The following is a 22,156-nucleotide window of genomic DNA, read 5'->3' on the forward strand; positions in this document are numbered from 1 at the left end:
GGCGGCGGTCCACAGGGTCTTCGTTCAGCTTCTCGAGGCTGGCCGCGCCGATCGTGTCGAGCCTGGCAGGGGGCTTAGAAGCTGCGTGCGGTCGCGCCGATATGAGCCACGACGTCGGAGATGCGGAGCCTGCGGCCGCGCTCGGTGCGATCATTCCTCATCGGTGAGTGATCGGGTGAAGTCCAGCAGCTCGGCTCGCTCGGTTCTCAGCGCGTCAAGGAGGTTGGGCAGGTCGGGCGGAGCGAGTCGATCGGGCTGGAATGTGCTCGTCTCTGTGGTGGCTGGGTGTTGCTCAGGCCAGCGGCTGGCCCGTCACGGCGGCGATGGCGGCGTCATAGAGCGCGTAGGCGTCGCCCTGGCCATCGAGGCGTGCCAGCTCCTGCATGGCGGTCTGCAGGCAGACGATGCCGGTGGCCGCGATCGCGCGGGCGGCGAAGGCGCGTTGCGGTGATGCGGGGAGGCGGTTCTCGATCAGTGGGGCGAGGATGTCCGTCCATCGCGCCTGCTTCTCGGCGTGACCGGCCCGCAGGGAGTCGTTGCTGAAGAGCAGCTTCACGACCGCGAGACGGTGTTCCGGAGCAGTCTCGATCTCGTCCAACACCTGGAAGGCCGCGCGCAGCGACACCCAGATGTCTTCGTCGTCAGGGCGCTCGGCGAATCGCGCTGCGATCTGCTCACCCTGCTCGGCGAGGCCGCTGAGGGCGAGGTCCTCCTTGCTGCGGAAGTAGTTGAAGAGGGTGCGACGCGAGACCCCTGCTGCCGCGGCCACCTCGTCGACGGTCGTCTCGTCGTACCCCTGGGCTGCGAAGAGCTCGAGGGCGGTGCGGGCGAGGAGCGAGCGGACCACGGCCCGCGTCTGCATCCGGATGGGCACGGCAGGTCCAGTCATGCACCCCATGCTACCTGCTTGCACTTCATGCTGCGTATTGCACGCAGTGCACTTCGCGTGTAACGTCGGCCACAGCCAGCTTGAGATGGCAGACGTAGGGGGCCGGATGACGTCACGCGCCTCGTCTATCCGCCCTAAACCCCGTCAAGGGCGTTGTTCTCAGACGGATCACCTGACGGCGTCGCCGCCTCAGACCCAGCACCACTCGAACGAAAGGCAGTCAGAAATGATCATCGACTCGGACGATCTCGACGAGACCTCGGCCTACAAGCTGTTGATCGGGAGCATCATCCCGCGACCGATCGCCTGGGTGAGCACGATCTCGACCGAGGGGGTCGGCAACATTGCCCCCATCTCGTTCTTCACCTGCGTGGGTCGCAAGCCTCCCCGGGTCGCGCTGTCGATCCAGCCGCGGACCGACAGGGTCACGTTGAAGGACACCTTCGTCAACATCCGTGACACCGAGGAGTTCGTGACCAACCTGGCCACGCTTCCCCAGGTGACGGCTCTCCACCGCAGTGCCATCGAGTGGGAGCCCGATGTCGACGAGTTCGAGGCCGTGGGCGTCGAGCGGGAGGAGTCGACGTTCGTGAAGACGCCACGGATCAAGGGGGCTCCGGTCGCGCTGGAGTGCAAGGTGTCGATGATCGTGCCGTCGCCGGACGGACTCAGCAACTTCGTGATCGGCGACGTGGTGGGGTTCCACATCCGCGACGACCTCTACGTCAACGGGCGGGTCGACTTCGGCGGCATCCATCCGGTCGGCAGGCTGGCGGCTGAGTACACCCTCGTCGACAACGCCTTCGTCCCACCGCTCGCCGAAGATCTCCTCGTGGAGCTGACCGGCCGCCGGATGAAGCGACTCGACGGACAGGGCGAGACGTACTCCGCCATCGACGGGCCCACCTGGACACCGGCCGGATCGGTGGTGGAGTGATGGGACTCCAGCACGTCGTACGCGATGGCATCGCCACCTTCACCCTCGACAACCCTCCCCACAACCGTCTGAACACCGAGCTCATGCTGGGATTCGCAGCGGCCGTCGAGCAGATCAAGGGCGACGACAGCGTTCGGGTCGTCGTGATCCGCGCGGAGGGACCCGACTTCTCCTACGGCGGCGACATCGCCTCATGGGACATGAGCGATCCGGACCAGCTGACGCAGCTGTTCGAGATCGGCCTCCAGGTCAGCAACCTCCTCGAGCAGCTGGACGTTCCGGTCCTCGCGGCGGTGCACGGCAACTGCTTCGGCGGGGGATTCGAGATCGCCCTGCGTGCTGATCTGATCATCGCCTCCGAGTCGGCACGGTTCTGTCACACCGAGGCAGGGATCGGGATGTTCACCCTGCTCGGTGGAGTGCAACGCGTGGCCGAGCGCGCCGGCCGAGCACGGGCAGCCCGCTGGGCGATCACCTCCGAGAAGGTCACCGCGGCCGACGCACTCGAGGCCGGCGTGGTCGCGGAGGTGGTCCCGGACGAGCAATTCCCAGAGGTCGTCGACCAGTGGGTCGCACGGCTCGCTCGGGGCGCCACGCGGGCGCACGCGACGCACAAGGCGCTCCTCAGGGCTTGGGCCAGCGGCGGGATCGACGCCGCTGACGCCCTGATCCCTGAGCTGGCGGGTTCGCTACTGAGGACCAGCGACGCGCCGTACGGCGTCGCTGCCGCAGTCGAGGCCGACGCCGCGGGCACTGCCCGAGGCCAGTTCGAATTCACCGGCCGCTAGGCCATCGCAGAAGGACTTGACCACGATGACGACAATTCCTGAGAACAGCATCGGCGCAACCCGCGCCGAGGTGACGTCCTGGTTCTTCGAGGACTACCTGCCCCGTTGGGTCGCGGCAGCAACCGGAGCCGAGGGCCCCGAGTTCATCCATCAGTACTGGGGAACCCCGATGCACGTCACCGGGCTCGGCACGTCCTTCTGGTGTCTCGACAACGAGAGCGTGCTCGCGTTCCTCGACTTCAACTGGGCGCCTCTGCGCGAGGCTGGATACAGCCACACCGTGGTGCCGGACCGACGCGTCTTCGTCTACAGCGACGTGGGTGCTGCCATCGAGGTGATCTGGTCGCGGCGGAGCGCCGACGACGTGGAGATCCAGCGGTGGGCCACCCACTTCGAGGTCGCCAAGTCCGAGGAGGGCTGGCGCGTCGTCGGCATCCAAGCCACCGGGACCAACGAGGACACGCTCGATGCCGTCTGGCCGCGCGCAGAGGCAGGTGAGTCCCGTGCCTGAGCCCGAGTACCCCGCCCTGGTCATGCCCGACGGGGTGGAACGTCACCAGAGGACCGTCTGGAACAGCAGCGGTGTCGCCCTCGATGCCGACGTCTACCGCCCCATCCACCTGGAGGCCGAGACGTCGTTGCCGGCAGTGGTCCTCTGCCACGGTTGGGGAGGCAGCAAGCTCACCGCCGAGCGCTACGCAGCACTGTTCGCCTCCGCCGGCATGATCGCCCTGACGTTCACCCAGAGCAGTTGGTACGGCTCCGGGTCACCGCTCGAGCTCGTCGGTGACGTGCCGGCCGCCGACGACACGAACCAGACGGACGCACGCGTGCGACTGATCCGCGACCTGGTCGACCCGTACGCCTGGGCAGCGAACCTGCGCGTCGCCATCGACTACGTCGAAGGCGAGCCGAATGTCGACCCGACGCGGATCGGGGTCTGGGCGACCAGCTTCGGCGGCGGGATCGCGGTTCACCACGCGGCGCACGACCCACGTGTCAAGGTGCTCGCGCTGCAGGTGCCGGCCATCGCGCCGCTCGGCGAGCCGAACCGCACCTATGCGCGAAAGCGAGCGATCGAGATGGCGCGCGGCGACGCTCCTGCGGTCCCGCAGGGCGTCGACGCCTGGCCGAACCTGACCGGCACCCCGCACCTCGGTGCCCTCGCCCACTTCGACCCGCTTTCCCAGGTCGACCGCCTGCGCGTCCCGACCCTCATCCGCGACGCCGGTGAGGAGGAGATGTTCCCCGTCGCCGACAACGGAGCTCGGGCCGCCGAGATCCTTCGAACCATCCCGGGCAGCCAGATCGACCACGAGATCATCCCCGGGATCACTCACTACGGGATCTACTTCGAGGGCTACGACCAAGGCAGCAAGGACGCGCTCGCCTGGCTGGAGCGATACCTGTGACGTACGCTCTCTCCGACCAGGTCGCGACCACGATCCTGGGGCCGATCCGCTTCCGGGACGCCGGGCCGAAGGACGGCCCCGTTGCCTTGATGTGGCCCAGCCTCTTCAGCGACGGGCCCACCAGCTGGGGAGCGCAGCTCGGCGTCCTGCACCAGCTCGGATGGCGTACGTTGCTCGTCGATCCGCCGGGGACTGGACGTAGCCCCTCTGCCCGGCGGCCCTTCACGATGGAGGACTGCGCGCGCGCCGCGCTCGAGATTCTCGACGCCTCCCACGTGGATCGCGCCGCGATCCTCGGGTTGTCCTGGGGCGGGTTCGTCGGGCTGCGGGTCGCCCTCGCCGAACCGGAGCGCGTGAGCGGTCTGGTGCTGTCCAACACGAGCGCCCGACGCGCACCGCTTCGGCTGCGTGGACGCGACCTGGTCTTCTCGTGGCTCCTGCGGATCGGCCTGCCTGGAGGGCCAGGGAAGCTGATCGCGTCTGGGATGCTCAGCGCGCAGTCTCGACGAGACAACCCAGAGCTCGTCGCCAACGTGGTCGGCACCGCTGACGGTTTGGATCCCAAGGGTCTGGCCGTCGCGGTGCGCTCCGTCCTGGTCAGCCGCACGAGTGTGGTCGACAAGCTGTCGGCACTCACCGTCCCGACCCTCGTCATCGGCGGCGCCGAGGACACAGCCTTGCCCAGCCCACACTTCACCGAGCTCGCCGACCGCATCCCCGGCGCGCGACTCGAGGTCATCCCTGGCGCCGCGCACCTGGCGCCCAGCGAGGCCCCGGAGGTCGTGGCGGACCTCCTGAGGGACTTCTTGCCCACTCTCCAGCCATGACAGGAACCACCTGATGCCCACCCGAAACGTCACCCGACTGCTCACCGACTCGGTCGGTCGCTACCCGAACCGCACCGCTGTCATCTTCGGCACCGCCCAGATGACCTATGCCGAGCTCGACGCGGCGACCAACCGCGTGGCCAACCTCCTCGTCGCGCGAGGTGTGCGGGCGGGGGACAAGGTCGCGCTCTCCGTGCCGAACATCCCGCAGTTCGTGGAGATCTACTTCGGGATCCTCAAGGTCGGGGCGGTGGTGGTGCCACTGAACGTGCTCCTGAAATCCGGCGAGGTCGCCTACCACCTCCGCGATTCCGATGCTGTTGCGTACTTCGCCTTCGAAGGCACCGCCGAGCTGCCGATCGGACAGACTGCCTGGGACGGATTCCGGGCCACCCAGACGTGCACCGACTTCATCCTGATCGGCGACGGCAGCAGCCTGGGCGGCGAAGACGGGCCCGACCTCTATGGGCCGGCCGTAGCGGAGCAGTCCACCGCATTCATTCCCGAAGGACGCGAGGACGACGACACCGCTGTCATCCTCTATACCTCAGGCACAACGGGGAAGCCCAAGGGCGCGGAGCTGAGCCACCGCAACGTCTACCACAACTCGCGCGGCGCAGACCTGCTCTACGGCGCCGATGAGGAGCGACCAGACACCTACCTCTGCGTCCTGCCGCTCTTCCACTCCTTCGGCCAGGTCGTCCTGCAGAACGGAGCGCTGGCATTCGGGGGCACGCTCGTGCTCCAGGCGAGGTTCGAACCTCACGCTGCGCTCGAGCTCATGCAGACGCACAAGGTGACCTTCTTCGGTGGCGTGCCGACGATGTACTGGGCGCTCCTGAACGCCCTCGACGACAACGTCGACGTCACCCGCCTCCCTGCCGATCTGCGAGTAGCAGTTGCCGGCGGCTCCGCACTCCCTGCGGAGATCCACCGACGGTTCCGGGAGCGATTCGGCGTGACCATCCTCGAGGGATACGGACTGTCGGAGACCGCAGCCATCGCCTCTTTCGCCCGTCGAGGGGAGGAACCCCGGGTTGGATCGGTCGGAGTTCCGATCGACGGGGTTCAGATGAAGCTCATCAGCACCGACTGGTCAGACACAGCCGACGGGCCGGACGCCATCGGCGAGATCGCGATTCGTGGCGACAACGTCATGAAGGGCTACTACAACCGGCCAGAGGCCACGGCTGAAGCCATCCGGGACGGCTGGTTCCGTTCCGGTGACCTCGCTCGGAAGGACGAGGACGGCTTCTACTACATCGTGGACCGGTCCAAGGACATGATCATCCGCGGCGGCTTCAACGTCTACCCACGCGAGATCGAGGACGCGCTCATGCAGCACCCGGCTGTCTCGCTCGTTGCTGTCATCGGCGTACCGCACCCCTCGCACGGTGAAGAGGTGAAGGCGTTCGTGGTGAGGTACGCAGGGGAGACGACCACAGAAGCCGATCTCATCGCGTGGGCCAAGGAGCGGATCGCCGGTTACAAGTACCCCCGCGTCGTGGAGTTCGTCGACACCCTGCCGATGACCTCCACAGGAAAGATCCTGAAGCGCGAGCTGGCCGGGAGGGCGGTACGCGGCGAGGCAGGTGCCCTTGCAGGAGAGAGCCGGCCATGACGTCGCTGGCTGAAGCGTGGCGGTCTCGGGTGTCGATGAACCCCGACCGCGTCGCGATCGCGTACTTCGACGGAAAGCTCACGGCTGCCGAAGCGGATGAGATGTCCGACGCGCTCGCCGTCGCCATGCACGAGCTGGGCACGCGGACCGGCGACCGGGTCGCCATTCACCTCCAGAACATCCCTCAGTACGCGCTGACGCTGATCGCGCTCTGGAAGCTCGGCGCTGTCGCGGTGATCCTCAACCCGATGTATCAGGGAACCGAGCTCCGCAAGCTCGTCGACGACTCGGGCGCTGTCGGATTCGTCGGTGACGACACCGAGGTCGCTCGGATGTCGACGACGCTCGCCGGTTCGCCGGTCCGCTGGGTTGTCAGCACCTCCGCGCTCGATCTCCAGACCCGCAACGATCCGCGGGTCTTCTCCAGTGCCGCCCGAGGCCAGGTCGCTCAGCACGGGGATCTTCTCGAGCTGGTCGCAGCTCACCGGGGCTCTCGCCCTCCGGCCGTCGAAGTCACCGCCGACGACGTCGCACTGCTCACCTACACATCTGGCACCACCGGGCCGGCCAAGGGCGCGATGAACACCCACGGGAACGTCCTTGCCGTCGCATCGACCTACGGTGCGTGGGCCGATGTCGCCGCCGGCGATGTCGTGTTCGGCATGGCACCCCTCTTCCACATCACCGGTGCCGTGGCCAACGCCGCGCTCGCGCTGCTCCACGACACCACGCTGGTCCTGGCGAACCGGTTCCACCCCGAGGTGGCGCTCGATACGTTCTCCGAGCATGCGGTGACCTTCACGATCGGGTCCATCACGGCCTACAACGCGATGTATCAAGTGCCCACGGCCGGTCCTGACCGGTTCGCGAGCGTCAAGTACCTCTTCTCGGGAGGTGCCCCGATCCCACCCGTGACCGTCAAGCGCTTCGAGGAGCGCTTCGGGGTCTACCTGCACAACGGTTACGGCCTGACCGAGACCACGTCGTGCGTCGTCGCGGTGCCGCCGGGCACGCGCGCCCCCGTCCATCAGCCGAGCGGAACTCTCTCCGTCGGCGTACCGCTTCCCGGGCTGAGCGTCCGAGTGCTCGACGCCGACCACAAGCCGTTGCCGGCGGGGGAGGAGGGGGAGCTCGAGATCAGTGGCCCTCAGGTCGTGCCGGGGTATTGGCAGAAGCGGGAAGCCACGGATGCCGCGATGCCCGAGGGTCGCCTGCGCACCGGCGACGTCGCCATCATCGACGAGGCAGGCTGGATCTATCTGGTCGACCGGCTCAAGGACCAGATCAACGTCTCCGGATACAAGGTCTGGCCGCGCGAGGTCGAGGACGTCCTCTACCAGCACCCCCTCGTCCGCGAGGCCGCGGTCGTCGGTGAACCGGACGACTACCGCGGCGAGTCCGTCGCGGCGTACGTCTCGCTGGTCGCTGACGCCGTGGTTGCGCCCGAAGATCTGATCACCTTCACCCGCACCCGGCTCGCGGCGTACAAGGTGCCGCGACGGGTTGTCATCATCGAGGATCTCCCGAGGACCCAGAGCGGCAAGATCCGTCGCAACGTGCTGCGTGAAGGCGCCGCCACCGATCCGGCAACCGACGCGGCGGCTTCGGCGCCATGACGGTTTCGAGCGCCCCGGACTACGACGTCGTCGTCATCGGGTCCGGCTTCGGCGGCAGCGTGGCCGCACTGCGCCTCACGGAGAAGGGCTACCGCGTGCTCGTGCTCGAAGCCGGTCGCCGGTTCGAGGACGACGAGCTGGCGCGGACCAACTGGAACCTCCGGCGGTACCTGTGGGCACCCGCGCTGAGGTGCTTCGGCATCCAGCGGGTGCACCCACTGAAGAACGTCCTGGTGGCGGCCGGCGCCGGAGTCGGAGGTGGTTCCCTGGTATATGCAGCGGCGCTGTTCCGACCCGGGAAGCAGTTCTTCGGCGACCAGCAGTGGGCGCACATCACGGACTGGGAGGCCGAGCTGGCCCCGCACTACGACCAGGCCAGCCGCATGCTCGGGGTGATCACCAATCCCGAGCCCGCGCCCACCGATCAGCTCATGCGGAATGTCGCCGACGATCTCGGGATGGGGCACACCTTCCACGCCGCACCCGTCGGAGTGCACTTCGGAGCCCCCGGACGCACGGACCCGGATCCCTTCTTCGGAGGCGCCGGCCCATCACGAACCGGTTGCACCTCCTGCGGGTCGTGCTTGTCCGGCTGCCGGGTCGGAGCGAAGAACACACTGCTCAAGAACTACCTCTACCTGGCTGAAAAGCACGGCGCACAGGTGCGGGCGATGACCACCGCAGACGCCGTACGACTCCGGCCTGATGGATCCTTCGCCGTGGACGTCCACCGGACCGGTTCGTGGCCGCGTCGTCGGCACGAGACGCTGACTGCCGATCACGTCGTCCTCGCCGCCGGGACCTGGGGCACCCAGCGACTGCTGCACCGCATGAAAGACCGCACCGTGCTGCCGCTCCTGTCGAACCGTCTCGGCGACCTCACCAGGACGAACTCGGAGAACATCGTCATGGCCGGCCGCACCTCGCTCGACCCCGACCACGACTTCAGCCGTGGGCTGGCTGTGTCATCTTCCTTCTACGCCGATGAGAGCACCCACGTTCAGTCGGTGCGATACGGCCGTGGAAGCAACGTGATGAGCCTCTTGCAGACGGTGGCCACGGACGGATCGCGTCGCACACCGCGGCTCGTGCAGGCCCTGACCGGGATGCTGCGCCACCCAGTGAGGTGGCTCCGCCTGGTCAACCCACGCCGCTGGAGTGAGCGGACCGTGATGCTGCTCGTCATGCAGAGTCTGGACAACTCGATCACGACCTACACCAAGCATGGACTGTTCGGACGACGACGATTCACTTCGAGGGCCGGACACGGGCAGTCCAACCCGACGTTCATCCCAGTCGGGTACGAGGCGACGCTGCGTACCGCCGAGCGCATCGGGGGCGTGGCGGGTGGGCCCTGGGGCGAGGTCTTCGGCATGCCGATGACCGCGCACTTCCTTGGCGGCGCGCCGATCGGGGCGACTGCCGAGGAAGGTGTGATCGACCCGTATCACCGGATCTTCGACTACCCGGGCTTGTCCGTCGTCGATGGGGCTGCGGTGAGCGCAAATCTTGGCGTGAACCCGTCACTCACCATCACCGCCCAGGCCGAACGCGCCTTCTCGTTGTGGCCGAACAAGGGCGAGACCGACCAGCGCCCCACGCAATCACAGCCCTACCGGCGACTGGCGCCGGTGCCGCCGAAGCTTCCCAGCGTTCCTGCAGGTGCACCGGCAGCTCTGCGCCAAGGCACACGCGTTCGGAAAGATTCCCATGACTGATCGGCCCAGCAGAGCGGAAGGTTGTTGGTTCGAGTCCAACCGGGGGAGCCACCTAAAGAGCCTCTGACCAGGTAAAACGAACTGGTCAGAGGCTTTCTTCATTTCGACGGTGGGTTGGATCTCCCGCCTTTCATCCGGGCATCGGTGTTCGCTGCGGATGCGTGCGCCGGATCTCGGGCCAATCGCGGCGGGTTCCCACAACGTGCTCAGGCCCATTGTCCAGGGCGCGAAGCCCTTGACGGCGATCTGAGAGCCGTTCTACGATCATTCTGATATATGAGTTGTGTATCATTACCGGCAACCAGGAGCCCAGCATGACCATCAGCCCGCCAAGCTCGACCGCCGTTGCGTCCGTGGCGACCGCCCCCACTGCGACGGCCAACGTGCTGACGCTGTCCTGTCAGGAGCGCCCGGGGATCATGCAGGCGGTCACGAGCTTCCTGTACGACCGCGGGTTCGACATCCTCGAGCACCAGCAGCACGACGACCGGGTGGGGGAGCTGTTCTTCCTTCGGACCGCGTTCGCGTCCGTCGACGGGGCCGATGTCGACGAGCTGACCGCGGCGTTCGGGCCGATCGCGGACCGGTTCGGCATGTCGTACGCGTTCCATGACGAGCGCAAGCCGCGACTGCTGGTCATGGTCTCCAAGTTCGGCCACTGTCTCAACGACCTCATCTTCCGGTGGCGTGGTGGGACTCTGGGTGCCGAGATCGCTGTCGTCGCGTCCAACCACGAGGATCTCCGCCCGATGGCGGAGGCGGCCGGCCTGGAGTTCATCCACATCCCGGTCACGGCCGAGACCAAGCCGCAGGCCGAGCAGCGCATGCTCGACCTGGTCGAGGAGTACGACGTCGACCTGGTCGTGCTCGCCCGCTACATGCAGATCCTCTCGGATGGCCTCTGCCGCCAGCTCGAGGGTCGCGCGATCAACATCCACCACTCGTTCCTGCCAGGCTTCAAGGGGGCCAAGCCCTACCACCAGGCTCACGAACGTGGCGTGAAGCTCGTCGGTGCCACCGCTCACTACGTCACCGCAGACCTCGATGAGGGGCCCATCATCGAGCAGGAGGTCAACCGGGTCGACCACACCTACACACCGCAGGCGCTGGCCACGGTCGGCCAGGACGCCGAGTGCCTCGCGCTCTCGCGCGCGGTCCGCTGGCACTGCGAGCACCGCGTCTTCATGCACGGCTCCAGCACCGTCGTGTTCCGCTGACCACCAACCCAGAATCTCAGGAGTTGCTCATGACGTCCTCGCCCCGCACAGTCATCATCGGCGCCGGCATCGTCGGCACCAACCTCGCGGACGAACTCGTGTCGCGCGGGTGGTCCGACATCACGGTCATCGAACAGGGCCCACTCAGCCTGCCTGGTGGCTCGACCTCGCACGCACCCGGTCTCGTCTTCCAGATCAACCCGTCGAAGACGATGACCCTGTTCGCCAAGTACACCGTGGAGAAGTTCCTGTCCCTGGAGAAGGACGGGGTGAGCTGCTTCAACCAGGTCGGTGGCCTCGAGGTCGCGACCACCGAGGCCCGCGTCGCTGAGCTCTACCGCAAGCTCGGCTACGCGAAGTCCTGGGGGATCGACGCCCGGGTGATCGGCCCCGCCGAGTGCAAAGAGCTCTACCCGCACATCGACGAGTCGCAGGTGCTCGCGGGGCTGCACATCCCCACCGACGGCCTGGCCCGGGCGGCGCACGCCGTCGATCTGCTCATCGAGCGTACGCAGGCGGCCGGCGTCACCTACCTCGAGCACACCGCTGTGACCGGCGTCCTCCAGGAGGGCGGTCGCGTCACCGGTGTGGAGACCACGAACGGTGTGGTCGAGGCTGACATCGTCGTCTCCTGCGCCGGGTTCTGGGGCGTCGAGGTGGGGAAGATGGCGGGCACCGACGTGCCGCTCCTCCCGCTCGCCCACCAGTTCATCAAGACCACTCCCGTCCCGGTGCTGAGCGGCAAGCACGAGGCACCCGACGGCGCGACCCTACCGATCCTGCGACACCAGGACCAGGACCTCTACTTCCGGGAGTGGGGCGATGCCTACGGGATCGGCTCGTACGCCCACAAGCCGATGCCGTACGTCGCCACCGATCTCGGCCCGACCCCGGAGCACGTCGACCACGACAACATGCCGTCGCGGCTCGACTTCACGCCCGAGGACTTCGAGGGCCCGTGGGACGAGTGCCGCAAGCTGCTCCCGTGCCTCCAGGAGGCGGAGATCGCGGAGTCGTCGTTCAACGGCATCTTCTCGTTCACGCCCGACGGCGGGTCGCTCGTCGGTGAGTCTCGCGACGTCGACGGCTTCTGGGTGGCCGAGGCGGTCTGGGTCACCCACTCCGCCGGCGTCGCCCGGGCGGTGGCCGAGGTGCTGACCACCGGACGGTCCCAGTACGACCTCGCCGACCTCGAGCTCAACCGCTTCGAGGAGACCCAGCTGGCGCCGGCGTACGTCAGCGAGACCTCGCAGCAGAACTTCGTCGAGATCTACGACATCCTCCACCCGCTGCAGCCCAAGGACTCGCCCCGCGACATCCGGGTCAGCCCGTTCCACGCCCGTCAGGTCGAGCTCGGCGCCTTCTTCCTCGAGGCCGGGACCTGGGAGCGGCCGCACTGGTACGAGGCCAACGCAGCCCTGCTGGACGAACTGCCGGAGGAGTGGAAGTCGCCGACGCGCGACGACTGGTCGGCCCGCTACCACTCGCCGATCGCGGCCGTCGAGGCGTGGAAGACCCGCACCGCGGTCGCCATGTACGACATGACGCCGCTGCGGCGCCTCGAGGTCTCCGGACCCGGCGCCGAGACCCTGCTTCAGCGGCTCACCACCGGTGACGTCAGCAAGAAGCCCGGTGCGGTGACGTACACCCTGTTCCTCGACGAGCAGGGTGGCATCAAGAGCGACATCACCGTCGCCCGGCTCGAAGACGAGGTCTACCAGGTCGGTGCCAACGGCACGGTCGACCTGGCGTACCTCCGCCGGGAGGCCCGCAAGCTGCGGGCCGAGGATCCCGCCCTGGCTGCTCATGTCCGCGACATCACCGGCGGCACCTGCTGCATCGGCCTGTGGGGGCCGCTGGCCAGGGACCTGATCGCCAAGGTCAGCGCGGACGACTTCACCAACGACGGTCTGAAGTACTTCCGCGGCAAGCGGGCCACCATCGGCGGGATCCCCGTCACTGCGCTGCGGCTGTCCTATGTCGGCGAGCTCGGCTGGGAGATCTACGCCTCCGCCGAGAACGGCCAGAAGCTGTGGGACGTGCTCTGGAACGCCGGCCAGGAGCACGGTGTCGTCGCCGCCGGCCGGGCCGCGTTCGGCGCGCTCAGGCTGGAGAAGGGCTACCGGTCCTGGGGCGCCGACATGACCACCGAGCACGACCCGTACGAGGCCGGCGTCGGGTTCGCGGTGAAGCGCGCCAAGGAGGACTTCGTCGGCAAGGCCGCCCTCGAAGGTCGCTCGGTGGAGACCTCGGCTCGCCGGCTGCGCTGCCTCACCGTCGACGACGGAAAGTCAATGGTGCTCGGCAAGGAGCCCGTGCTGTCGGGCGAGACCGCGGTCGGGTACGTCACGAGCGCGGCGTACGGATTCACGATCGGCAAGCCGATCGCCTATGCCTACCTGCCGGCGGAGATCGGAGAGGGCGACCAGGTCGAGATCGAGTACTTCGGCCAGCGGATCCCCGCGACGGTCACCCCTGAGCCGCTCTTCGACCCGGAGATGAGTCGCTTGCGCGGCTGACCGACTGGTCGAGATCGGGCGCCGGCCGCGGGTGGGCCGGCGCCCGATCTCATGTTTAGAGAACGCAGTCAGAGAACGCGGCGGATCTCCATGGCGAAGCTGTCGATGTGCTCACGGGTCAGCCGCTCGGCACGTTCGGCGTCGCCGTCGGCGATCGCCTCCAGGAGCGGGGCGTGCTCGGAGATGTGGGACGCCAGGTCCGGGAGCTTGTCCACGACCAGGCACCAGATCCGGGTCGCCAGGTTGTCGTAGCGGACCAGGACGTCCTCGAGGTGCTTGTTGCCCGTGGCGCGGTAGATCATTCGGTGCACCGACATGTCGAGCCGCATCAGGGTGGGCCGGTCGTCGCCCGACGGATCGAGACCGCGAACCTTCTCGGCCATGGCGCGCAACTCGGCTCGCATCTGATCGGTCGCGGCGGTCGCTGCTCGGTTGGCGGCGAACGGCTCGAGCTGCTGGCGCAGGTCGGAGATGGCGCCCAGCTCGGTGACGTCGACCGGCGTCGCGAACGTGCCGCGGCGCGGGTAGGAGACGACCAGATGGTCGGTCTCCAGGCGTTTGAGGGCTTCTCGCACCGGAGTGCGGCCGAACCCGAGGGAGTCCGCGAGCCTGCCGTCGTTGATCGGCTCGCCCGGCCTGATGTCCAGCATGATCAGCCGATCCCGGATGCGCTCGTAGGCCGCTTGCGCCAGCGAGATCGTTGCGCCGATCGCCGGCGGGGCGGGCGCCTGAACGTCGGTCATACCAAGTCACCGCTTTCTGATCTGGGCCGTTGACAGGTCTTCGCTACCCAGCATACTGTTGATCCCGAACTGATATATCAATCGTACTTCAAGAGTTTGGGAGTTCATCGTGGTTGACGTCTTGACCGCCTCGCTCGCAGACCTCGATCCCGAGGTCAGCGAGCAGATCGACGCCGAGCTGAGCCGCCAGCAGACGACGCTGGAGATGATCGCCTCGGAGAACTTCGCTCCCGCCGCCGTGATGGAGGCTCAGGGATCGGTCCTCACCAACAAGTACGCCGAGGGCTATCCCGGCCGCCGCTACTACGGCGGTTGCGAGCATGTCGACGTCATCGAGCAGCTCGCCATCGACCGCCTCAAGGCGCTGTTCTCTTCGGAGTACGCCAACGTGCAGCCGCACTCGGGTGCCCAGGCCAACGCCGCCGCGATGTTCGCCCTCCTCGAGCCCGGCGACACCATCCTCGGCCTCTCGCTGGCCCACGGTGGCCACCTCACCCACGGCATGAAGCTCAACTTCTCCGGGCGCCTCTACCAGGTCGTTCCGTACGAGGTCAGCCGCGAGGACTTCCTGATCGACATGGCCGAGGTCGAGCGCCTCGCCCTCGAGCACCGGCCCAAGCTGATCGTCGCGGGTTGGTCGGCCTATCCCCGGCAGCTGGACTTCGCGGAGTTCCGCCGGATCGCAGACCTGGTCGGCGCTCGGCTCATGGTCGACATGGCGCACTTCGCCGGCCTGGTCGCGACCGGCCTCCACCCGAACCCGGTGCCCTTCGCCGACGTAGTCACCTCGACGACGCACAAGACCCTGGGCGGCCCGCGTGGGGGAGTCATCCTCACCAACGACCCGGCTATCGCCAAGAAGATCAACTCCTCGGTCTTCCCCGGCCAGCAGGGTGGGCCGCTCGAGCACGTCATCGCCGGCAAGGCGGTCGCCTTCAAGGTCGCCGCCGAGCCCGAGTTCCGCGAGCGCCAGGAGCGTACGCTGCGCGGTGCCCGCATCATCGCCGAGCGGCTGCTCGCCGACGACGTCGCGGCCGCGGGAGTCTCGGTGGTCAGCGGTGGCACCGACGTCCATCTCGTGCTGGTCGACCTGCGCGACTCCAAGCTCACCGGCCAGGACGGCGAGGACCGGCTCCACCGCATCGGCATCACCGTCAACCGCAACGCCGTCCCGTTCGACCCGCGTCCGCCGATGGTCTCCTCCGGCCTGCGGATCGGTACGCCCGCTCTGGCCACGCGCGGGTTCGGCGACTCCGACTTCAGCGAGGTGGCCGACATCATCGCGGCCGCGTTGAAGGACGACTTCACCGAGGAGACGGCAGATGCGCTGCGCAGCCGCGTCACCGTCCTCGCCGAGAAGTACCCGCTCTACCCCCACCTCCTCGAGTCGAACGGAGCAGAGTGATGGCAGACCTGCTGCCCGAGCACCCCGACTTCCTCTGGCGCAACCCGGAGCCCAAGTCCTCCTACGACGTCGTCATCATCGGCGGCGGCGGACACGGTCTGGCGACGGCCTACTACCTGGCGAAGAACCACGGCATCACGAACGTCGCGGTCCTCGAGCGTGGTTGGCTCGCGGGCGGCAACATGGCGCGGAACACGACGATCATCCGGTCCAACTACCTGTGGGACGAGTCCGCGGCGATCTACGAGCACTCCCTCAAGCAGTGGGAGGTGCTCCCCGACGAGCTCGACTACGACTTCCTGTTCAGCCAGCGTGGCGTGCTCAACCTCGCCCACACGCTGCAGGACGTACGCGACTCCGTGCGGCGCTGCGAGGCGAACCGCCTCAACGGGATCGACGCGGAGTGGCTCGACGCCGACCAGGTGAAGGAGGTCTGCCCGATCATCAACGTCAGCGACAACATCCGCTATCCGGTCCTCGGCGCGACTTACCAGCCTCGCGCGGGCATCGCCAAGCACGACCACGTCGCCTGGGCGTTCGCGCGCAAGGCCGACGAGCTCGGCGTCGACCTCATCCAGGACTGCGAGGTGACCGGGTTCGTCAAGGACGGCAACCGGGTGGTCGGCATACAGACGAGCCGCGGCACGATCGCGGCCGGCAAGGTCGCGCTGTGCGCGGCAGGGCACTCCAGCGTCCTCGCCGAGATGGCCGGCTTCGACCTGCCGATCCAGTCGCACCCGCTCCAGGCGCTCGTCTCCGAGCTCCATCAGCCGGTCCATCCCACCGTGGTGATGTCGAACCACGTTCACGTCTACGTCTCCCAGGCCCACAAGGGCGAGCTGGTCATGGGTGCTGGTGTCGATGCGTACAACGGCTACGGCCAGCGTGGCGGATTCCACGTGATCGAGGAGCAGATGGCGGCGGCCGTCGAGCTGTTCCCCATCTTCGCCCGTGCGCATCTGCTCAGGACCTGGGGTGGCATCGTCGACGTCACGCCGGACGCTTCGCCGGTCGTGAGCAAGACGCCGATCGACCAGCTCTACGTCAACTGTGGCTGGGGGACCGGCGGCTTCAAGGGCACCCCCGGAGCGGGCTGGACGATGGCGCACACGATCGCCTACGACGAGCCCCACGAGTACAACGCACCGTTCGCACTGGAGCGATTCAGCACCGGTGCCCTCATCGATGAGCACGGCGCCGCCGCCGTGGCCCACTGAAAGGAGCGGACGATGATCCTCATCAGCTGTCCCAACTGTGGGCCCCGCGACGAGACCGAGTTCCACTACGGCGGTCAGGCCCACGTCCCCTACCCGGAGGACCCGAACACCCTCAGCGACGAGGAGTGGGGTCGCTATCTGTTCTACCGCGAGAACACCAAGGGCATCTTCGCCGAGCGCTGGGTCCACAGCTCCGGCTGCCGCAAGTGGTTCAACGTTCTTCGCGACACCGTCACCTACCGCATCGCCGCCGTCTACCGGGCCGGCGAACCGCGTCCCACCCTGGATGGAGGCTCGCAGTGAGCACGACGTCGCACCGCCTCGCAGACGGCGGCCGAATCGACCGATCGACCCGTCTCACCTTCAGCGTCGACGGCCAGGAGTACGCCGGCCACGCCGGTGACACCCTCGCCTCGGCACTGATCGCCAACGGCGTGCTCGAGTGTGGCCCCTCGCTGTACCGACAGCGCCCCCGCGGCGTCCTCGCCGCCGGGCTCGAGGAGTCCAACGCGCTGGTCAAGCTGAGGCGCCCGGGCGACTCGGTGACCGAGTCCATGCTCCCCGCCACGACCGTCGAGCTCGTCGACGGGCTCGAGGCCGACTACCTCAGCGGCCTCGGCGAGCTCGACCCCGCCGACGACACCGCGATCTACGACAAGAAGTACGTCCACACCGACGTCCTCGTCATCGGCGCCGGCCCGACCGGGCTCACCGCGGCCCGCACCGCCGCCGCCTCCGGTGCCCGCGTCATCCTCATCGACGACCAGACCGAGCTCGGCGGGTCCCTTCTCTCCACGCGCGGTCTCAGCATCGACGGCGTGGACAGCGACACCTGGCTGCGCGGCGCAGCCGAGGAGCTCGCGGCTTCACCCGAGGTCACCGTCCTCACCCGGACCAACGCCTTCGGCAGCTACGACGCCAACTACGTGATCGCGCTCGAGAGCCGGCTGGACCACCTCGACGCCTCCGCCAAGGAGGCGCTCACGGGGCTGTCGCGTCAGCGCCTCTGGCACATCCGGGCGCAGCAGGTCGTCATCGCGACCGGCGCTCACGAGCGTCCCCTCGTGTTCGGCAACAACGACCGCCCCGGCGTCATGCTCGCCTCCGCGGTCCGCACCTACCTCAACAGGTACGGCGTGGCCGCAGGCACACGGGTCCTGCTCGCGACCACCAACGACAGCGCCTACGAGGTCGCCGCCGATCTGATCGGGGCCGGAGTCGCCGTGGCGGCCGTCGTCGATGCTCGCGCCGAGCAGTCCGACGCCGCCCGTCGCGCCGAGGCGGCAGGCATCGAGGTCATCCTCGGCTCCGCCGTCCTCGACACCGACGGTGACCCGAGAGTCACCGCCGCCACCGTGTCGGCCATCGACACCGACGGCGCCGCCGTTGGAGAACAGCGCGACATCGCCTGCGACGTCGTCGCCGTCGCCGGCGGATGGAGCCCCGTGGTCCACCTGCACAGCCAGCGGCAGGGCAAGGTCCGCTGGGACGAGGACCTGGCCGGGTTCGTCCCTGACGGCGTGGTCGCCGGTCAGCAGATCGTGGGGTCGGCCCGGGGCAGCTACACCCTCGATGCGTGTCTCGCCGAGGGGCGGCACGCGGCAGCGACGGCGCTCCTGGCCGCAGGTTTCATCGGCGAGGCCGAGGCCCCTGCCGGGCCGCTCGCCGCAGCGACGGGTGACGGTACGACCCGGGCCCTGTGGCTCGCTGCCGAGGGCGGCGTTCCGCTCGACGATCTGGTCGACCACTTCGTCGACTTCCAGCGCGACCAGACGGTGCACGACGTACTGCGTGCGACCGGAGCCGGCATGCGCAGCGTCGAGCACATCAAGCGCTACACCTCGATCAGCACCGCCAACGACCAGGGCAAGACCTCCGGCGTCAACGCGATCGGAGTCATCGCGGCCGCGCTCAACGACGGTCGCAGCCCCGGCGAGATCGGCACGACCACGTACCGTGCTCCGTACGCTCCGGTCCCGTTCGTCGCTCTCGCGGGCCGCGAGCGGGGTGACCTGTTCGACCCGGCCCGGCTGACGTCGATCCATCCTTGGCACGTCGCGCACGGCGCCGAGATGGAGATCGTGGGGCAGTGGCTGCGACCGTGGTACTACCCGCAGAACGGCGAGTCCCTGGACGAGGCCGTTCTCCGCGAGTGCGCCGCCGTCCGCGAGTCCGTCGGCATGATGGACGCGACCACGCTGGGCAAGATCGAGGTGTGGGGGAGTGACGCCGGTGAGTTCCTCAACCGGATCTACACCAACGCCTTCAAGAAGCTCGCCCCCGGATCCGCGCGCTACGGAGTCATGTGCACGCCCGACGGGATGATCTTCGACGACGGCGTCACGCTCCGCATCGAAGAGGGCCGCTACTTCATGACGACGACCACCGGCGGCGCCGCGAAGGTCCTCGACTGGCTCGAGGAGTGGCACCAGACCGAGTGGCCCACCCTGGACGTCAGCTTCACCTCGGTGACCGAGCAGTGGGCCACGATCGCCGTCGTCGGCCCGAAGTCACGCGAGGTGATCGCCAAGATCGCTCCGGAGCTCGATGTCAGCAACGAGGCGTTCCCGTTCATGACGTTCCGCGAGACGACGCTCGCCTCGGGCGTCCCGGCGCGGGTGTGCCGGATCTCGTTCTCCGGAGAGCTCGCCTTCGAGGTCAACGTCGAGACCTGGTTCGGACAGCAGGTGTGGGAGGAGATCCACGCCGCCGGCCAGGAGTGGGCGATCACCCCGTACGGCACTGAGACCATGCACGTGCTCCGCGCGGAGAAGGGCTACCCGATCGTCGGCCAGGACACCGATGGCACGGTCACGCCACAGGATGCCGGCATGGAGTGGATCGTCTCCAAGGCGAAGGACTTCGTCGGCAAGCGGTCCTACAACCGTGCCGACACCGCGCGTACGGACCGAAAGCACCTCGTCTCGGTGCTTCCCGTCGACACCAGCTTCAGGCTGCCCGAAGGCACCCAGCTGGTCGAGTCCGGTACGCCGATCACCCCTGCCGACGGACCGGTGCCGATGCTGGGGCACGTGACCTCGAGCTACCACAGTGCCGCGCTCGGGCGCTCGTTCGCCCTGGCGCTCATTAAGGATGGCCGCAACCGCATCGGCCAGACCCTCGTCGCGCCGGTCGGGGACCGACTGGTCGACGTCGTCGTCGCTGAAACCGTCCTCTACGACCCGGAAGGGAGCCGCCGCGATGGTTGAGACCACGATCGAGCCGCTCGACAAGAAGATCTCCGCTCTGCGTGTCAGCCCGGCCCAACACCTCCACGGCGACTTCGTCGACGCCGGCGTATCGGGCGCCTTCGGGGTGCGGGTGCGCGAGGAGCAGTTCCTCACCATGGTGGGTCTGCGGGTGCCGATCGGGTCGCCCGACCGGACGCGCCTGGCCCAGATCCTCGGCACCGAGCTCCCCGGACGATGCGGCGAGGTCGCCACCGGCCACGACGTGGTCATCCTGTGGCTCTCGCCCGACGAGTACCTGGTCATCTCGCAGAGCGTGGCCGGGTCCACCCTGGTGTCGTACCTGCGCGCAGGCGTCTCGGGAGGCGGTGCCGCGGTCGTCGACCTGTCGGCCAACCGCACCACCTTCCGGCTCGAGGGAGCTTCCGCGCAGGCGGTCCTCGAGAAGGGCTGTCCGCTCGACCTCCACCCGAGGGCCTTCACGCCGGGCACGGCGGTCGCCAGCACGATCGGACGTGTTCCGGTGATCCTCTGGAAACTCGACTCGGACTCCTACCGGATCCTCCCGCGTGCTTCGTACGCCGACTACCTGGGCCGTTGGCTGATCGACGCCATGGCCGAGTTCAAGGTCATCTCGACAAGCTCGATGCGGCGTCTGGGATCAGGCTGATGGCTCTCAGCGTGTTCGACATGTTCTCCGTCGGCATCGGGCCGTCGTCGTCCCACACGGTCGGCCCGATGCGCGCGGCGGCGCAGTTCATCGATGCCCTGAAGGCGGGCTCACTGCTCGACGCCGTCGCCCGTACCCAGGTGGAGCTGTTCGGCTCCCTCGGTGCCACCGGTCACGGCCACGGCTCCGACAAGGCGGTGATCCTCGGACTCGAGGGCAACCGGCCCGAGAGCGTCGACACGGACAACGCCGACGCCCGCGTGGCCGAGGTCCGCGCCACTCGGCGCCTGCGACTCTCCGGAGCCCGGGACATCGAGTTCGACGCCGACGACGTCGTCATGCACCGCACCAAGACCCTTCCCGCGCATCCGAACGGCATGATCTTCCGCGCGTACGACGCCGACACGAAGGTGCTCCTGGAGAGCACCTACTACTCGGTCGGCGGCGGTTTCGTCGTGGACGAGCAGGCGGCCGGCGCCGATCGGATCGTCGAGGACGCGACCCCGATCCCGTACCCGTTCACGACGGGGGCCGAGCTGCTCGCGGTCTGCGCCGAGTCAGGCAAACGGATCAGCGACGTGATGATGGCCAACGAGCTGGCGTGGCGTACCGAGGAGGAGGTGCGCGCCGAGCTGCTGCACATCTGGTCGGTCATGCAGGAGTGCGTGCACAACGGCTGCACCCGCACCGAACCCACGCTCCCGGGTGGGTTGAAGGTTCCCCGACGTGCCCCTGGTCTCTATCTCCACCTCCAGGGCTCCACGGACGAGACCGACCCGCTCAGGGCGATGGACTGGGTCAACCTCTTCGCGCTCGCCGTCAACGAGGAGAACGCGTCGGGCGGTCGGATCGTGACCGCGCCGACCAACGGCGCGGCGGGCATCGTCCCGGCCGTACTCCACTACTACGAGAAGTTCGTGCCAAGCGCGGACGAGGACGGGATCGTGCGGTTTCTCCTCGCCGCCGCCGCGGTCGGGATCCTGTTCAAGATCAACGCGTCGATCTCCGGCGCCGAGGTCGGCTGCCAGGGCGAGGTCGGCTCGGCCTGCGCCATGGCTGCCGGAGCCCTGTGCGAAGTGCTCGGAGGCACCCCGGAGCAGGTGGAGAACGCGGCCGAGATCGGGATCGAGCACAACCTCGGGCTCACCTGCGACCCCGTCGGCGGCCTGGTGCAGATCCCCTGTATCGAGCGCAACGCCATCGCCAGCAACAAGGCCATCAATGCCGCCCGCATCGCCGCCCGCGGCGACGGCAGCCACCGGGTCTCCCTCGACGCCGCGATCAAGACGATGCGCGAGACCGGGGCCGACATGAAGATCAAGTACAAGGAGACCTCCCGCGGAGGCCTCGCCGTCAACGTCATCGAATGCTGACGTCACGGGTCTCGCG

The 22,156-nt window shown here is 68.0% G+C and carries 18 protein-coding genes; 16 read left to right on the plus strand and 2 right to left on the minus strand.

The genetic code is table 11. The features are described 5' to 3' along the window. Nucleotides 1-292 precede the first annotated feature (292 nt). Nucleotides 293-889 (minus strand): helix-turn-helix domain-containing protein, encoded by a 597-nt coding sequence (locus AB0F44_RS13970; RefSeq protein ID WP_357356282.1) that lies wholly within the window; start codon nucleotides 887-889, stop codon nucleotides 293-295. 226 nt (nucleotides 890-1,115) lie between these two features. Here AB0F44_RS13970 and AB0F44_RS13975 point away from each other — a divergent pair, with 226 nt between their 5' ends. The 10 genes from AB0F44_RS13975 to AB0F44_RS14020 all read left to right on the plus strand — a co-directional run bounded on the left by AB0F44_RS13975 (nucleotide 1,116) and on the right by AB0F44_RS14020 (nucleotide 13,544). Further along, nucleotides 1,116-1,826, plus strand: a complete 711-nt coding sequence (locus AB0F44_RS13975; RefSeq protein WP_357356284.1) for a flavin reductase family protein — start codon at nucleotides 1,116-1,118, stop codon at nucleotides 1,824-1,826. Continuing rightward, nucleotides 1,826-2,614 carry an enoyl-CoA hydratase/isomerase family protein gene (locus AB0F44_RS13980; protein ID WP_357356285.1) on the plus strand — a complete coding sequence of 263 codons (789 nt, stop codon included), beginning with the start codon at nucleotides 1,826-1,828 and terminating at the stop codon, nucleotides 2,612-2,614. The genes AB0F44_RS13975 and AB0F44_RS13980 overlap by 1 nt, the downstream gene beginning before the upstream one ends. Nucleotides 2,615-2,639: 25 nt before the next feature. Then, entirely contained in the window at nucleotides 2,640-3,125 is a 486-nt protein-coding gene (locus AB0F44_RS13985; protein ID WP_357356287.1) for a hypothetical protein, read from the plus strand. Continuing rightward, entirely contained in the window at nucleotides 3,118-4,026 is a 909-nt protein-coding gene (locus tag AB0F44_RS13990) for a dienelactone hydrolase family protein (protein WP_357356289.1), read from the plus strand. The genes AB0F44_RS13985 and AB0F44_RS13990 overlap by 8 nt, the downstream gene beginning before the upstream one ends. Then, the gene (locus tag AB0F44_RS13995; protein ID WP_357356291.1) at nucleotides 4,023-4,853 is read left to right on the plus strand and encodes an alpha/beta fold hydrolase; all 831 of its coding nucleotides are present in this window, start codon (nucleotides 4,023-4,025) and stop codon (nucleotides 4,851-4,853) included. The genes AB0F44_RS13990 and AB0F44_RS13995 overlap by 4 nt, the downstream gene beginning before the upstream one ends. Before the next feature lie 13 nt (nucleotides 4,854-4,866). Further along, nucleotides 4,867-6,474 carry a long-chain fatty acid--CoA ligase gene (locus tag AB0F44_RS14000; protein WP_357356293.1) on the plus strand — a complete coding sequence of 536 codons (1,608 nt, stop codon included), beginning with the start codon at nucleotides 4,867-4,869 and terminating at the stop codon, nucleotides 6,472-6,474. Then, nucleotides 6,471-8,090: an AMP-binding protein gene (locus AB0F44_RS14005; RefSeq protein WP_357356295.1), complete on the plus strand. Its 1,620-nt coding sequence runs from the start codon at nucleotides 6,471-6,473 to the stop codon at nucleotides 8,088-8,090. Before AB0F44_RS14000 ends, AB0F44_RS14005 begins: the two co-directional genes overlap by 4 nt. Next, nucleotides 8,087-9,808: a GMC family oxidoreductase gene (locus AB0F44_RS14010; protein WP_357356297.1), complete on the plus strand. Its 1,722-nt coding sequence runs from the start codon at nucleotides 8,087-8,089 to the stop codon at nucleotides 9,806-9,808. Before AB0F44_RS14005 ends, AB0F44_RS14010 begins: the two co-directional genes overlap by 4 nt. Before the next feature lie 314 nt (nucleotides 9,809-10,122). After that, the gene (purU, locus tag AB0F44_RS14015; RefSeq protein WP_357356299.1) at nucleotides 10,123-11,025 is read left to right on the plus strand and encodes a formyltetrahydrofolate deformylase; all 903 of its coding nucleotides are present in this window, start codon (nucleotides 10,123-10,125) and stop codon (nucleotides 11,023-11,025) included. Between the two features lie 29 nt (nucleotides 11,026-11,054). Beyond that, on the plus strand, nucleotides 11,055-13,544 hold the full coding sequence (locus tag AB0F44_RS14020; protein WP_357356301.1) for an FAD-dependent oxidoreductase: 2,490 nt from the start codon (nucleotides 11,055-11,057) through the stop codon (nucleotides 13,542-13,544). A gap of 68 nt (nucleotides 13,545-13,612) precedes the next feature. Here AB0F44_RS14020 and AB0F44_RS14025 read toward each other — a convergent pair whose 3' ends face one another. After that, nucleotides 13,613-14,287 (minus strand): GntR family transcriptional regulator, encoded by a 675-nt coding sequence (locus AB0F44_RS14025; RefSeq protein WP_357356303.1) that lies wholly within the window; start codon nucleotides 14,285-14,287, stop codon nucleotides 13,613-13,615. 109 nt (nucleotides 14,288-14,396) lie between these two features. On the opposite strand from AB0F44_RS14025, the gene glyA reads away from it, so the two are divergent. Genes glyA through AB0F44_RS14055 form a run of 6 tightly spaced genes read left to right on the plus strand, consistent with a single transcriptional unit; the run spans nucleotide 14,397 to nucleotide 22,140 of the window. Further along, nucleotides 14,397-15,692 carry a serine hydroxymethyltransferase gene (gene glyA, locus AB0F44_RS14030; RefSeq protein ID WP_357356305.1) on the plus strand — a complete coding sequence of 432 codons (1,296 nt, stop codon included), beginning with the start codon at nucleotides 14,397-14,399 and terminating at the stop codon, nucleotides 15,690-15,692. Then, the gene (locus AB0F44_RS14035; RefSeq protein WP_357356307.1) at nucleotides 15,692-16,909 is read left to right on the plus strand and encodes a sarcosine oxidase subunit beta family protein; all 1,218 of its coding nucleotides are present in this window, start codon (nucleotides 15,692-15,694) and stop codon (nucleotides 16,907-16,909) included. The genes glyA and AB0F44_RS14035 overlap by 1 nt, the downstream gene beginning before the upstream one ends. Before the next feature lie 12 nt (nucleotides 16,910-16,921). Then, nucleotides 16,922-17,212: a sarcosine oxidase subunit delta gene (locus AB0F44_RS14040; RefSeq protein ID WP_357356309.1), complete on the plus strand. Its 291-nt coding sequence runs from the start codon at nucleotides 16,922-16,924 to the stop codon at nucleotides 17,210-17,212. Beyond that, nucleotides 17,209-20,118 carry a sarcosine oxidase subunit alpha family protein gene (locus AB0F44_RS14045; RefSeq protein ID WP_357356311.1) on the plus strand — a complete coding sequence of 970 codons (2,910 nt, stop codon included), beginning with the start codon at nucleotides 17,209-17,211 and terminating at the stop codon, nucleotides 20,116-20,118. The genes AB0F44_RS14040 and AB0F44_RS14045 overlap by 4 nt, the downstream gene beginning before the upstream one ends. After that, a complete protein-coding gene (locus AB0F44_RS14050) occupies nucleotides 20,111-20,767 on the plus strand; it encodes a sarcosine oxidase subunit gamma family protein (protein ID WP_357356313.1) in 657 nt (218 codons plus the stop codon). Before AB0F44_RS14045 ends, AB0F44_RS14050 begins: the two co-directional genes overlap by 8 nt. Beyond that, nucleotides 20,767-22,140 carry an L-serine ammonia-lyase gene (locus tag AB0F44_RS14055; RefSeq protein ID WP_357356315.1) on the plus strand — a complete coding sequence of 458 codons (1,374 nt, stop codon included), beginning with the start codon at nucleotides 20,767-20,769 and terminating at the stop codon, nucleotides 22,138-22,140. Before AB0F44_RS14050 ends, AB0F44_RS14055 begins: the two co-directional genes overlap by 1 nt. Nucleotides 22,141-22,156: the final 16 nt, after the last annotated feature.

The sequence above is a fragment of the Nocardioides sp. NPDC023903 genome (assembly GCF_040639295.1).
Taxonomy (GTDB): domain Bacteria; phylum Actinomycetota; class Actinomycetes; order Propionibacteriales; family Nocardioidaceae; genus Nocardioides.

What these genes read in the sequence shown, in the direction of transcription:
- AB0F44_RS14035 (WP_357356307.1), top strand. Translation starts at nt 15,692, where the DNA reads ATGGCAGACCTGCTGCCCGAGCACCCCGACTTCCTCTGGCGCAACCCG.
- AB0F44_RS14010 (WP_357356297.1), top strand. Translation starts at nt 8,087, where the DNA reads ATGACGGTTTCGAGCGCCCCGGACTACGACGTCGTCGTCATCGGGTCC.
- AB0F44_RS13970 (WP_357356282.1), bottom strand. Translation starts at nt 889, where the DNA reads ATGACTGGACCTGCCGTGCCCATCCGGATGCAGACGCGGGCCGTGGTC.
- AB0F44_RS14005 (WP_357356295.1), top strand. Translation starts at nt 6,471, where the DNA reads ATGACGTCGCTGGCTGAAGCGTGGCGGTCTCGGGTGTCGATGAACCCC.
- AB0F44_RS14020 (WP_357356301.1), top strand. Translation starts at nt 11,055, where the DNA reads ATGACGTCCTCGCCCCGCACAGTCATCATCGGCGCCGGCATCGTCGGC.
- AB0F44_RS14025 (WP_357356303.1), bottom strand. Translation starts at nt 14,287, where the DNA reads ATGACCGACGTTCAGGCGCCCGCCCCGCCGGCGATCGGCGCAACGATC.
- AB0F44_RS14050 (WP_357356313.1), top strand. Translation starts at nt 20,111, where the DNA reads ATGGTTGAGACCACGATCGAGCCGCTCGACAAGAAGATCTCCGCTCTG.
- AB0F44_RS14055 (WP_357356315.1), top strand. Translation starts at nt 20,767, where the DNA reads ATGGCTCTCAGCGTGTTCGACATGTTCTCCGTCGGCATCGGGCCGTCG.
- AB0F44_RS14000 (WP_357356293.1), top strand. Translation starts at nt 4,867, where the DNA reads ATGCCCACCCGAAACGTCACCCGACTGCTCACCGACTCGGTCGGTCGC.
- AB0F44_RS14040 (WP_357356309.1), top strand. Translation starts at nt 16,922, where the DNA reads ATGATCCTCATCAGCTGTCCCAACTGTGGGCCCCGCGACGAGACCGAG.
- AB0F44_RS13975 (WP_357356284.1), top strand. Translation starts at nt 1,116, where the DNA reads ATGATCATCGACTCGGACGATCTCGACGAGACCTCGGCCTACAAGCTG.
- AB0F44_RS13980 (WP_357356285.1), top strand. Translation starts at nt 1,826, where the DNA reads ATGGGACTCCAGCACGTCGTACGCGATGGCATCGCCACCTTCACCCTC.
- purU (WP_357356299.1), top strand. Translation starts at nt 10,123, where the DNA reads ATGACCATCAGCCCGCCAAGCTCGACCGCCGTTGCGTCCGTGGCGACC.
- AB0F44_RS13985 (WP_357356287.1), top strand. Translation starts at nt 2,640, where the DNA reads ATGACGACAATTCCTGAGAACAGCATCGGCGCAACCCGCGCCGAGGTG.